15 protein-coding genes are annotated in these 12,196 nt (G+C 57.3%); 6 read left to right on the forward strand and 9 right to left on the reverse strand.

The window, feature by feature from the left end:
• Nucleotides 1-41 precede the first annotated feature (41 nt).
• The 5 genes from FGF66_RS12585 to FGF66_RS04065 all read left to right on the forward strand — a co-directional run bounded on the left by FGF66_RS12585 (nt 42) and on the right by FGF66_RS04065 (nt 3,509).
• A complete protein-coding gene (locus tag FGF66_RS12585; protein WP_170181201.1) occupies nt 42-377 on the forward strand; it encodes a hypothetical protein in 336 nt (111 codons plus the stop codon).
• A gap of 43 nt (nt 378-420) precedes the next feature.
• Complete coding sequence (locus tag FGF66_RS04050; protein ID WP_170181202.1) at nt 421-591, forward strand: toll/interleukin-1 receptor domain-containing protein; 171 nt, start codon at nt 421-423, stop codon at nt 589-591.
• Between the two features lie 236 nt (nt 592-827).
• Nucleotides 828-2,663 carry an AAA family ATPase gene (locus FGF66_RS04055; protein ID WP_211341972.1) on the forward strand — a complete coding sequence of 612 codons (1,836 nt, stop codon included), beginning with the start codon at nt 828-830 and terminating at the stop codon, nt 2,661-2,663.
• 80 nt (nt 2,664-2,743) lie between these two features.
• Complete coding sequence (locus tag FGF66_RS04060) at nt 2,744-3,124, forward strand: DUF4365 domain-containing protein (protein WP_139456419.1); 381 nt, start codon at nt 2,744-2,746, stop codon at nt 3,122-3,124.
• A gap of 130 nt (nt 3,125-3,254) precedes the next feature.
• The gene (locus FGF66_RS04065) at nt 3,255-3,509 is read left to right on the forward strand and encodes a hypothetical protein (RefSeq protein ID WP_139456420.1); all 255 of its coding nucleotides are present in this window, start codon (nt 3,255-3,257) and stop codon (nt 3,507-3,509) included.
• Nucleotides 3,510-3,621: 112 nt separating this feature from the next.
• Here the strand turns inward: FGF66_RS04065 and FGF66_RS04070 are convergent, their stop codons facing one another.
• The 9 genes from FGF66_RS04070 to topA all read right to left on the reverse strand — a co-directional run bounded on the left by FGF66_RS04070 (nt 3,622) and on the right by topA (nt 11,947).
• A complete protein-coding gene (locus FGF66_RS04070) occupies nt 3,622-4,140 on the reverse strand; it encodes an O-acetyl-ADP-ribose deacetylase (RefSeq protein ID WP_139456468.1) in 519 nt (172 codons plus the stop codon).
• A gap of 71 nt (nt 4,141-4,211) precedes the next feature.
• Entirely contained in the window at nt 4,212-4,679 is a 468-nt protein-coding gene (locus tag FGF66_RS04075) for a YkvA family protein (RefSeq protein WP_139456421.1), read from the reverse strand.
• Nucleotides 4,680-4,718: 39 nt separating this feature from the next.
• On the reverse strand, nt 4,719-5,543 hold the full coding sequence (locus FGF66_RS04080) for a rhomboid family intramembrane serine protease (RefSeq protein WP_139456422.1): 825 nt from the start codon (nt 5,541-5,543) through the stop codon (nt 4,719-4,721).
• Nucleotides 5,544-5,671: 128 nt separating this feature from the next.
• On the reverse strand, nt 5,672-6,865 hold the full coding sequence (locus tag FGF66_RS04085; RefSeq protein ID WP_139456423.1) for a phosphoglycerate kinase: 1,194 nt from the start codon (nt 6,863-6,865) through the stop codon (nt 5,672-5,674).
• 90 nt (nt 6,866-6,955) lie between these two features.
• Nucleotides 6,956-8,002: an endolytic transglycosylase MltG gene (mltG, locus tag FGF66_RS04090; RefSeq protein ID WP_139456424.1), complete on the reverse strand. Its 1,047-nt coding sequence runs from the start codon at nt 8,000-8,002 to the stop codon at nt 6,956-6,958.
• A gap of 13 nt (nt 8,003-8,015) precedes the next feature.
• A complete protein-coding gene (locus FGF66_RS04095; RefSeq protein WP_139456425.1) occupies nt 8,016-8,342 on the reverse strand; it encodes a chorismate mutase in 327 nt (108 codons plus the stop codon).
• A gap of 90 nt (nt 8,343-8,432) precedes the next feature.
• A complete protein-coding gene (locus FGF66_RS04100) occupies nt 8,433-8,954 on the reverse strand; it encodes an NYN domain-containing protein (RefSeq protein WP_139456426.1) in 522 nt (173 codons plus the stop codon).
• A gap of 230 nt (nt 8,955-9,184) precedes the next feature.
• Nucleotides 9,185-9,361, reverse strand: a complete 177-nt coding sequence (locus FGF66_RS04105; protein WP_246046562.1) for a hypothetical protein — start codon at nt 9,359-9,361, stop codon at nt 9,185-9,187.
• A gap of 183 nt (nt 9,362-9,544) precedes the next feature.
• Entirely contained in the window at nt 9,545-11,947 is a 2,403-nt protein-coding gene (gene topA / locus FGF66_RS04110; RefSeq protein WP_139456427.1) for a type I DNA topoisomerase, read from the reverse strand.
• On the opposite strand from topA, the gene FGF66_RS12590 reads away from it, so the two are divergent.
• Nucleotides 11,901-12,146, forward strand: a complete 246-nt coding sequence (locus FGF66_RS12590; protein WP_170181203.1) for a hypothetical protein — start codon at nt 11,901-11,903, stop codon at nt 12,144-12,146. The genes topA and FGF66_RS12590 overlap by 47 nt on opposite strands.
• Nucleotides 12,147-12,196: the final 50 nt, after the last annotated feature.

The following is a 12,196-nucleotide window of genomic DNA, read 5'->3' on the forward strand; positions in this document are numbered from 1 at the left end:
ACCTTTTTTCGTTGGACAAATAAAAACAAACCGGCAAAAAGTTGCAATGCAACGCCAGCCTGCAATGTACGATTTTCCAGCCTGAAAACCCGGAGCGAGCCGAGGCGCAAAAAGCCGGAAAATCAACAGATTGGACGTCGAACGGGGGCGATTCTTTCGGAAGGATGAGCCGTCCCGGCAGTTCTCCAGAGGATGCCGGCAAAATCGTTGCCAACACGTTTGTCGGGAAAGGCGATTTCGATTCAGCCGGGCCGCGTTATCGCCTTGATGCTTTGCGCTTGCCGGGCTGCCAGATGGAGGGAAATAACCGGTTCATTCGGGATTTGATTCGGTATATTACAGGCGTTTCACTGAAGCGCTATCCCCCTGATTTTTGAAAGCGCGACAACTACTGCCATCACAACCTTTTACAAGTTTTCGATGAGCACTGCGTTTCAATACGATGTTTTTCTGAGCCACAACAAGGCTGACAAGCCGCGGGTGCGGGCGCTGGCCGGGCGGTTGCGTTTGGCGGGCTTGCGGGTGTGGTTCGACGAGTGGGTGATTGCCTTCAGGTTTGCGAAATATTACTTTTCAAGGCGGTTTTATTGAGGACAATCTCTTAGCTGTTTGCCGACCTTTCTTGGATAGGCATAATACCCTGAATTTCCGTATGTTGGCTGTTGTGTCCCAATCGATTATCTACGTCACCAGCACAGCGGGAACTCATGGTATAAGGAAATCGTCAGTCATATCTGGAGCATCTGCGATTTGCTTTATGGGCCGCACAAACGGGACGAGTATCGTACTGCCTTGTTTGCCTTTGTCGTGACGGGAAAAATCGATGTGTGGAAAAAAGAAACCACCAAAGGGGTTATCCGATGCGACTTTTACATTATCTCGAAATCGAGAACTTCAAGCGGTTTGGTGACAAACAGCGCATAGAGCTGGATCATCCGGCGGTGCTGATCGGGCCGAATAATTGCGGCAAGACAACGGCCATTCAGGCTATTGCGCTCTGGTCCCAGGCATTGAAGACATGGCTGGATGCCAAACGAAATTCAGGCGCGAAGGAGCGCACCGCCACAGCGCTTAACCGACTGAACATCGTTGCGGTTCCGGTTCAGCGTACCCGATACTTCTGGCATAACACGCAGGTTCGAACAGGGAACAAGGATATTCCTCTGCTTATCACCGTCGGTGTCATGCATGACAATAAGATTGAACCTGTTTCGATGCGTTTTCGCAATCAGGGGGATGAGTTGGTGTATTGCTCTCCGGTTGGCGCTGTGATCGATCGGATGGAATTGCTGGAGGCTGCGGCCAGGATCAATGTAGAGCTGCTCTATCCTATGTCCGGACTGGAGACTGAAGAGCCTATTCTGCAACCGGGACGAATCGATGTGTTGCTTGGTCAGGGGCAAACTGCGCAGGTGTTGCGTAATCTCTGTTTGATGGTTTTCAAAGACTCGCCGGAGGATTGGCAGCGAATCCGGCAATTGATAAAACGATTGTTTTCAGTTGAATTGGATGTGCCAAAAGAGAACACTCGCGGAAGCATTGAGCTTTATTATAGTCAGAAGGGGGTGAAGGAGCCTTTTGACATAGCAATGTCCGGTCGCGGTTATCAACAGATGCTTCTGATCTTTGCCTATCTTTTTTCTCATAAAGGAAGCGTGATACTTGTCGATGAACCGGATGCCCATCTTGAAATTCTGCGGCAAAAGCAGGTGTATGTACTGCTGCGGGAAATCGCTGCTGACAATCAATCCCAGGTTGTTATGGTGACTCATTCAGAGGTGATTCTGGAAGAGGCTCTGGATCACAATCTGACGCTTCTTCTTGACGGTCGGGCCGATGACCTTGCGGCAAAGTCCCAGATTACCAATTCCCTGAAGCATTTTGGCGCGGAACATTACCTCAAGGCGCGGGAGCGTGGCTATGTGCTTTATGTCGAGGGTGGTACCGACATTGATATGTTGCGCGCTTTTGCAGAGCGAATCAATCATCCGGTACTGGAGGTGTGGGACGAGCGAATCAACACGTACTATGTTCAGAACAACTTTCCAGACCGGGATATCGAGGCGGAACTTGAGCGTGTCGAGGGTGGATTTGGTATTTCTCCTGAAAAACATTTCCACGGACTCCGTAAAATGCTTGGTGAGCTGAAGGGGCTTGCCATTCTTGACAATGACGGGCGCAATCGCCAGAACTCAGAGAGTAATGGACTGAAAATTGTCTATTGGCTTCGCTATGAGGCTGAGAATTATTTTATCACACCTGCGGTGTTGAAAAACTATGTCACCAACGCTTATTCGGATATGCCATTGTTTGGCAGTTATTCTGATGAGGTCGAAGAGGTACTGTCCGGTTTGATCCTTGATCGAGTCTTTACCGGAAATCAGGCTGATTTTAAAGCTTGGCGAGAATCGCCCCCGGAAGCCGCTCGTCTTGTTTGGACGGCCGAGACGAAGCGGCTCAAGCTCAGCGATTTCGCAGAGGAGTTTTTCCGTCGCCTTGCGAGTAAGCTGGGCCATGCCATGCTTCTAAAAAAAGGTGAGTTGCACAGGTTAGTGGCATATGTGGAGCCCGGAAGCATTGCCAACGAAGTTCGTGAAAAACTGGATCTTTTACAGCTTCTCTTTGAACGTGCTAACACTGGCGAGGCGATGCTGCTTGCTTAACAGAAATAGTTGTGGCCTGACGCACTTGTTGTCAACGGTGCCGGACTATCTGTATTTTTATCAATTGCTGCCCGACAAGCATGTTCGACTACGGCATCGACGGCGAGGTGGAGTTCCGGGACGACAACGGCCAGCCGAGCGGTCGGAAAATCTACGTACAGCTCAAGAGCGGCAATTCGTATCTGCGCACTCGCCGGAGTGATGGGAAGGAAATCTTCGACGTGAAGAACGAACGCCATCTCAGCTACTGGCTCAACCAGCCGGTCGATGTCTTTCTCGTCATCCGCCAGACGGACGAGCGCACCGGCGAGCAAACCATCCGCTGGATGAACGTCACGAGCAACCTGAAAAAACGGTCAGACAAACAGAGTCGCCAGATCGTCTTTGACGGCGAAGCGCTGACGATGACGGCGGTGTGGACGCTCCGCGACGGCTATTTCCCGAGAAAAAGTTACTCATGACGTCAGAATGCCGTGAAATGAGGGAGCTTCGTTCTATTCATCTTTCCGACAACAGGTTTCATTGCATAACTTGCAGTGTCAATTGCTTTTGTGGCTCTTTTTCGATGTAACCCGAAAAAAGGAGGTAGCAATGAAACGATTTTTTGCAGCCGGTATCGCGGCGCTGTTTTTCGTTGCCGGGACGTCGCCGGCGCTGGCGGGCGGGGGTGGAATCATGATTCCGAATCCTGTTACCGGCGAGGTGGTGAAAGTCACGGCAGACGAGCCGCCGGGAAATCCTCCATCCGAGCCTGACGGGCCATTCGGCTCGGCTCCGCAGTCTGGCGATGGTGTTTCCGATGGCAGCGGTCTGAACTCGCCCAACGGGCCGAATGCTCCGAAGTGACGCGCTTTCGCTCGCATCTACAGATTGATTCCGATCCCCCGACGTTCCGGGGGATCGGTTTTTTCTGGACGCCTGGCCGTGTTTGCCGCAAGGGTGTCCTGACGAGAAGCCGCTATTCGGCGGCGAGAAGTTTGTTGTAAATAACGAGGTCATGGTCGGAAAAGCAGCAGAAGAGCACTGCTTCGATGCCAGATTCATCCGCGAGCATTTCGCGCGCGGTCGCCACGGCAATGGCTGCGGCCTGTTCGATGGGATAGCCGTAGATGCCGGTGCTGATGGAGGGAAAGGCGATGGAGCGGCAGTGGTTTTCGGCGGCGAGCTTCATCGAGTTGCGGTAGCACGAGGCGAGCAGCCCGGCTTCGCCGTGGTTGCCGCCGCGCCAGACCGGGCCGACGGCGTGGATGACGAACTTTGCGGGCAGCCGGTAGCCTTTCGTGATCTTCGCCTCGCCGGTTCGGCACCCGCCAAGCGTGCGGCACTCGCGGAGCAGCTCCGGCCCCGCCGCCCGGTGAATCGCCCCGTCAACGCCTCCGCCGCCAAGCAGCGAAGTGTTCGCCGCATTCACGATGGCATCGACCTCCAGCGTGGTAATGTCCGCCTTTAGCGCTCGAATTTGAGCAGTTTCCCGCATAGCCATTGATTTCTTCTTGCCTTCTCTCCTGTCCACCAAGTCCACAACGTCCACACGGCACAAAACCTCGCTCAGGAAATCTCCTCCTTCACCTCTTCAAAATCAGCATCGATCACCCTCGGCATCGGCTCTGACGGGTTTTGAGCGACGCTTTTTTCCCATTCGAGGAAAGCGGTGAGGTCGTGGTTGATCGAGGCGAGCACGGCGGTGAGCACGGCGGCGTCGTCGAAGAAGCCGACCAGAGGCAGGAAGTCGGCAATCGCGTCGAGCGGATTGACGAAGTAGATCAGCGCCGTGACGGCAAGGGTGATCGTCTGCCAGGGAACAATCCGGTACTGGCGATTGACGTAGGCGCGAACGAGCCGGACGAGCGCCTGGAACTTGTCGCTGAGTTCGTGGAATGGCGACGATGTGCTCGCGCTTCCAGCCATGTGCAGGGCGGTGTCTATGACATTCCTGATTTTTTCAGGGTCACGCAGGGTCTGTTCGGCTGCTTTGCGGGCGCGCTCGAAAATGCGCCCTTCCTTTTTGCTTTTCATCCCGTAGTGATTCTCGTGCAGGTTTGCGCCGTCGGAGGATCAGCGTTTTCCCGCTTTGAGTAATTTGCGTTTTTCCTCCGCCGTCAGGGAGTCGTAACCCCTGCTCGAAATCTTGTCGAGAATCCTGTCAATCTCGGCTTCCGAAACATCGTCATCCGCGCCGCCCTGCCAGAGTACTGGGCCTTTCTGCTTTTTCGGAAAAGAGAACTTCCGGAACATCCGGCTGACCGACCCGTCGTTGCGCCGGATCATGATGTAGATGAAGCCCACGAGCATTCCGCCGAGGTGCGCGAAATGGGCGACGTTGCTGCCGCTGCCCATGGTTCGGTTGCCAAGGCCCGCGAGGAACTCGATCAGCGCGTAACCGGCCACGAAGTACTTCGTTTTGACCGGCAGCAGGAAGTAGAGGTAGATGTAGCGTTCGGGAAACATCATGCCGAAGGCGAGCAGGATGCCGAAAATGGCTCCGGATGCGCCGATGGTCGGATAGGCGTTGCCGATGGTCGCCAGAAGATTGATCGCCGCAGCGCCGACGCCACAGACGAAGTAATAGATGACGAAGTTTTTGGTGCCCCAGTAGTTTTCGATCTCCGCGCCGAACATCCAGAGCGCGAACATGTTGAAGAAGATGTGCGTGAAACTTCCGTGCAGAAAAAGGTAGGTGAAGGGCTGCCAGAGGTGGAAAGAGTACTCTCCGGCATTTTGGGAGCCAATGGGCCAAAGCGCGCCAACCGTCGTCAGAAAAGGGCCGAAAGCGGTATTCTGGAACAGAAACACGATCACGTTGGCAATGATGATCGCCTTGATGGCCGGCGGCATCACCTGGAAGCCGCCGGGCATGTATGGCTGGTCGTATCGGGTCATTCAGGTGAGTTTTCAATGAGCGCGCTTCTGAAAACATGCGGCTCGGAATTGAGCCATTTTTCAGAAGCGCCCATGATTGTTCGTACGGTACGGAAGTCGCTTCCGTGACGATCAATGCCTGTCAGGGCCTAATCGTTCAGGGCGGCGATGCCTGGAAGCTCTTTGCCTTCGAGGAATTCGAGGCTCGCGCCTCCGCCGGTGGAGACGTGCGTCACGTTGTCCGACAGGCCGGCCTTGGCGATGGCTGCGGCCGAATCGCCTCCGCCGATGATCGTGACCGCACCCCCGGCGGTTGCGTCGGCAAGCGCCCTGGCGACGGCGAAGGTTCCGGCGGCGAACTGGTCGATTTCAAAGACGCCCATCGGGCCGTTCCAGAGCACGGTTTTCGCGCCCAGAATTTCTTTGGTGTAAGCGTCGATGGTTGCCGGGCCGATGTCCAGACCGATCATCCCTTCGGAGATGGCTGTTACCGGCTCGACACGCGACTCCGCGTCGGCGGAAATCTCAGCGGCCACTACCACATCTTCGGGAAGAAGCAGGCGGACGCCCTTTTCTTTGGCTTTCTCGAGCAGGGAGAGCGCCAGTTCGATTTTGTTCTCCTCGACCAGCGAGTTGCCGACGTCGAGGCCCTGGGCTTTGAAGAAGGTGAAGACCATCGCGCCGCCGACGAGCACGGCATCGACCTTGTTGAAGAGCGCTTCCAGCACGTCGATCTTGCCGGAAATTTTCGCGCCGCCGAGAATCGCCACGAACGGGCGCTGCGCGTCGTTGAGCGCCGTGCCGAGGTAGCGCAGCTCCTTTTCGATGAGGTAGCCTGCAACGGCGGTCTGCACGTAGTGGGTGATGCCCTCGGTCGAGGCGTGCGCGCGATGCGCGGTGCCGAATGCGTCGTTGACGTAGATTTCGCCCAGCGAAGCCAGCTCCCTGGCGAAGTCCGGATCGTTCGCCTCCTCTTCGGCATGGAAACGCAGATTTTCGAGCATCATCACCTCGCCGTCCTGAAGGGCGAGCACCTGCTGCATCACCTCGGTGCCGATGCAGTCGCCAGCCATCGTCACGGGGCAGTCGAGCAGCTCGGAGAGGCGCTTTGCCGCCGGAGCGAGGAAGAATGCCGGATTGAGCTTGCCTTTCGGCCTGCCGAGGTGCGACATCAGAATCAGCCGACCTCCCTCGTCGATGACCTTGCGAATCGAGGGCAGCGCCTCCACGATTCTTTTCTCGTCGGTTATGTTTCTGTCCTGATCGAGCGGCACGTTGAAATCGACTCGCATCAAGACGCGTTTTCCCTGTAACGATATGTCAGACAACGTCTTTTTCTGCATTTCCCTGTGAGTTGGTTGGTGGAATTAACGGTAAATGAATGTGTGAATATACATATTATCCGGCATCCGCGACATATCCGGCGCCATTCCTCAGCGCTCGCTGCCGTTCGCGCTCTTTTGCTGCGCTTTTCTTGCGGCACGGTAGAGCTGGACGTTGCGGGCGTGTCCGTCGAGGGTCGTGGCGAACGTGTGTCCGCCCCGCCCGTTCGCCACGAAGTAGAGATAGCCGGTCTTCGCCGGATTCAGCACCGCGCGGATCGACGTTTCGCCGGGGTTGCAGATCGGCCCGGGCGGCAGTCCCGCGTTCCGGTAGGTGTTGTAGGGCGAATCGATGGCGAGATCCTTGTAATAGAGCGGACGGCTTTCGCCCGGAATGGCGTATTGCACCGTCGGATCGGCCTGCAAGCGCATCTTTTTCTTCAGCCGGTTCAGATAAACGCTGGCGATGAGCGGTTTCTCGGCGTCGATTGGCGTTTCGGCCTCGACGATCGATGCCAGCGTGAGCAGGCGGTTTTCGTCAAATCCCGCGCTCGCCGCCGCCTGCTTGAGGCTGTCGGAGTAAAACGCCCGGAATCGGCCCGCAAGGAAGGTGATTACCTCTTTCGGCGTACTGCCCCAGGCGAAGTTGTAGGTGCCGGGAAAAAGATAGCCCTCGGTGCTCCCGCCTTCGATACCGAGCGAGGCGAGCAGTTGCTGGTCGCGCGAGGCGGCCATGAAGGCGGTGGAATCGATGTCGAGGTTCCGGGCGATGATCCGGGCGATTTTGCGCTGCTCGAAGCCGTTCGGAATCATGATCCGAACCTCGTCCTGCGGGTGCGAATGCAAGTGCCAGAGCAGGCTGACTGTTGAATAATTGCCGGAGAGGAGGTATCGGCCCGGCTTGATCTTGTGCAGCGGCGGAATCAGCGCTCCGGCGGCAATCAGCGGCCAGCGCAAGCGGATCGCTCCGGCATCATGCAACGCTTCGACGATCTGCCGGAACCCCTCGCCCCGGTGGATGGTGATCGCCGCCTGCTCCTCCTTCGGCTGCATCGTGTTGACGCCCGGTACGAACAGGAGGGCCGCCAAGGCGGCCACGATGGCCAGCAGCGTAACCTTCAGCGAGGTTGAACGGCGGGGGGATTTCCGGGGAGGCATGGGAGCTTGCGAATTATCGGGCGGAAAGGTTTTGTCGCCCGTCCTTGCACTCTTGCTGGAAGAGGCGCGACTCATTGAGAATGCAGTGGTAGATATTTTCGATCGCCTGGTTCATCAGCGGAGAATCCGCGTGGCTGAGGACGTTGATGAACACCTCTTTCTCGCGCTCCGGCTGAAGGACGGTTTCGCCCATCCTCGATTTTACGGCGCTGATATTTCCGGCGAACTGCAAACGCTGGCACAGGAGGGCGGCTACCTGCCGATCGATCTCGTCGATTTTGCCTCGCCACTCTTCAAGTTCCCGCCAGTGATCATTGTTCATTGCACGGCTTTCGGACATGATACGGTCGTCGGTTAATGGGGGTCGGTAATAATGATTAACCTTGAATTATAACAAATTGTCTCAAGAAACAGGCGCAGATTATCGCCCTCACCGTTTTCTGTCGAAGAGGCGGAGCCAGTAATCGACCTCCTTGTCGGAGAGCGGCCCCGGAGCGCTTTTGCTTATTCCGCCAGCACTTCGCGCATTCCGCCGCTTGCTTTCATCGATGACGATGCCCATTGCCGCCAGTTCGTCGATAAAGGTCTCGGAATCGATGCACTTGGCGCCATGCGCCGTCGAATATCGCTGAATCTCCCGGTCGGAACTGACCACGAGCGTCATGGAGGCGCGCGCGCCCAGCGAACAGACGTGGTCGATGATCCACCGGTCGGCGGATTTGACCGTGCCGCTGAAGGTGATGTCGATCGCTCCGGCGGTGGTCAGCGGCTTCGGCCCGCTGCCACCATCATAAACCAGAATGACATGTCGCCGCGACTTCTGCCGATATCGGGCGAGCATCGTTTCGAGCCGCTCGCGCAGCTTTGCCATCGGCGCACTGTCACGGGGCTTGCTGAACTTGTGAATCAGATTGTACCCGTCGATAACGGTTTCCCGATAGCTGGATGCCATGCCTTGTTCGCTGTGTTCTGTTTCTCTGCGTCCCTGTCGTGGTGAGTCTAATATTTTTTTTGAACTTTCGACTCTGCTCGCATCAAAATGAAAGCGTGCAGAAAAAGTGGCTCTTCGCCAGAATATCGTGGGTAAGGCCGTGAGCCGTTACGCCATGATCCGAGAGCCATGTTCAGTTTTCCGCCTTCCGGCGACTCAGGCCACGCTGGACTGATTGACGGCGTACCAGCTCAGACCCAACAGGCTCGCCGCCGTCGTTGCTCAGCGGCATGGTCGTAGATGTTCCATGCCTGACCGCACACCGGGCACTCGACCTGCTTGCCGGTGATCGACAGAGTAACGGTTTCGACTTTCCAGTTTGAGGGAAGCCCCAGAAGTTGGTGGTAATGGCTCGTCAGGCGCTGCATGGGCGGAAAAAGCGGGTATCCTGATTACACCCCCATCTTTCCACGATATTCTGCGAAGAGCCTTAAAAAAAGCACAACGGCGCAGCGTATGGAATAATCCATGCGACATAACAGGATTATTCGGTGCGCCAAGGCTGGCGATCAGCAAAAAAAAATCTCGCATTGATCCAGAAAGCCACGGCTTTACGCCGAGGCTTCTGCGCTCTCTACCTCTTCGCTCGGCGCGGTGATGAGGCCGGCGTCTTCGGCGCGGGCGATGATGTCTTCGATGGGCAGGTTCATCGGCGCGGGCGAGCCGTCGAGCATCGTGATCGCCACGGCCGGATGGGCGGCCATGTGCTCGTTCATCACCCGCTCCCAGCGGGCTTGCGTCTCCGGATCGAGCGTGTTCCACGAGAGCCGTCCGCGGCACTTCGGGAACTTCGAGCAGCCGAGCCACAGGCCGCGCTTGCCGGTTCGCAAATACATCGGCGCACCGCATTTGGCGCAGGCGAGATCGGTGGTGATGGGCGGAACCTTGATCGGCTCGATGTGGCGCAGCTTGCTGAGGTTGAGCAGCGTGTTGCACTTCGGGTAGTTCGAGCAGGCCAGGAACGGGCCGAGCCGTCCGTTGCGCAGGAGCATGCGCCCTTCGCCGCACACCGGGCAGCGTACGCCGGTCTCCTTCGGTTTGGCCTTGTTGGTGGTGATCGCTTTGATGTTCTTGCACTTCGGATAGTCCGAGCAGCCGAGGAACTTGCCGCTGGTCGTCCACTTCACCACCATGTGCCCCTTGCCGCACTTCTCGCAGACGACGGCGTCGCGGTTCTGCGGAATGAGCGGATCGCTTTTTCGGTGGCTCAAGACCGATTCGAGCGGGCGGTAGAAGGCGTCGAGCACCTTTTCGTACTCGTCGTCGCCCGAGGCGACCTTGTCGAGTTCGTCCTCCATCTCCGCCGTGAAGCGGACGTTGAAAAGGTCGGGGAAGTTCGCCACGAGAATCGTCGAGACGTCGCGGCCCAGTTCGGTCGGAGTGATCTTCTTTTTCTGAAGCTCCACGTAGCGCCGCTCCTGAAGAGTCGAGAAGATCGAGGCGTAGGTCGATGGGCGGCCAATGCCGTAGTTGTCGAGTTCCTTGACGAGGCTCGCCTCGGTGAAGCGGGCGGGTGGACGGGTGAAGCTCTGCTTGCGGTCGAGCGCCGACATGGCGAGCTTGTCATCGGCGGCGAGCTTTTCGGGCAGCTTGACCATCTGCTCCTTTTCGACCTCGTCGCGGGTCGATTTCTGCGCTTCGTAGTCCAGCTCCTGCTGGTCGTCGTACACGCGGAAAAATCCGGGGAAGAGCACCTTGTTGCCGGTGGCGCGGAAGACGAACTCCTTCTGGCGGTCTTCGACGTCAACGCGCGTCTGCTCGATTTTGGCCGGAGCCATCATCGAGGCCACGAAGCGCTTCCAGATCAGCTCGTAGAGGCGGAACTGGTCGGGCGTCAGGTGGCGGCGAAGCGATTCGGGGGTGCGCGTCACCGAGGTCGGGCGGATCGCTTCGTGCGCGTCCTGGGCGTTTTTGCCCGCCTTGCCCGGCCCGCCGAAGCCCTTGTACTCCGGGCCGAACTGCTGCGAAATGTAGTCGTGCGCCTGCGCGACCGCCTCGGCGCTGATGCGGGTCGAGTCGGTACGCATGTAGGTGATGAGACCGGTCGCCCCCTCCGGGCCGAGTTCGATGCCTTCGTAGAGCTGCTGCGCGGTGCGCATCGTTTTCTGCGAGCCGAAGCCGAGCTGGTTGGAGGCCGCCTGCTGCAACAGCGAGGTGGTGAAGGGCAGCGGCTGCTTGCGCTGGATCACCTTCGGCGCAATCTCGCCGACGGCGAAGAGGCGTCCCTGAATGGCCGACGCAATCGCCTCAGCCTCTGCGCCGGAGCCGATCTCCGGCTTGTCGCCCTTCACCTTGACCAGCTTGGTGCGGAAGGTCTCGCCAGCGTCGGTGGTGAAGTCAGCGTAGATCGTCCAGTACTCCTGCGCCGTGAAGGCCTCGATCTCCGTCTCGCGCTCGCAGATCAGCCGGAGCGCCACGGACTGCACCCGGCCCGCCGAAAGGCCGCGATAGACCACGTTCCAGAGGAACGGGCTGATCTTGTAGCCGACGATCTTGTCGAGCCCCTGCCGGGTCTGCTGCGAGCGCACGAGGCGCTGGTCGATCTGCTTGGGATGGCCGATCGCCTCGATGATGGCGTTCTTGGTGATTTCGTTGAAGAGTACGCGAAACACTGGCTTCTTGGCGAAGTCGATTTCGTTGGAGATGTGCCAGGCGATCGCCTCGCCCTCGCGGTCAGGGTCGGTGGCGATCAGCACCTTGTCGGCCTCCCCGGCCAGCTTTTTGAGCTGGCGCACCACCTTCTCCTTGCCCGCGATCACCTCATAGCGCGGCTCGTAGTGGTTGTCGAAATCGATGCCGATCTCTTTTTTGGGCAAATCCTTGATATGCCCGACCGAAGCATAGACCGTGTAGCCGTCGCCCAGATATTTGTTGATAGTTTTCGCCTTTGAGGGCGACTCGACAACGATGAGCGTCCTGTTTTTGGCCGAAGGGGTTGCGCTTTTTGAAGCCATTGAGGTTGATCCCGGTTGCGTTGGGATTGCGGGCAGCATGCATCCACAAGGAAAAAAGAGTTGCCCGTGTAAAAGGATGACCGAAAAGATAGGGGTTGCCTGCCAAAAAACAAACTTTACCCGATTTGGGCTTTGGCAAGTGAAGATCACCGGATTTATGGAAACAGGATTTCGCCAGCGCTGGACGCTGAACTATTAATTGCTTATTATTACCCCAATCGAAAGTGGCGGCGAGCACGACTCATTTCC

This window comes from Chlorobaculum thiosulfatiphilum, from assembly GCF_006265165.1.
GTDB lineage: Bacteria > Bacteroidota > Chlorobiia > Chlorobiales > Chlorobiaceae > Chlorobaculum > Chlorobaculum thiosulfatiphilum.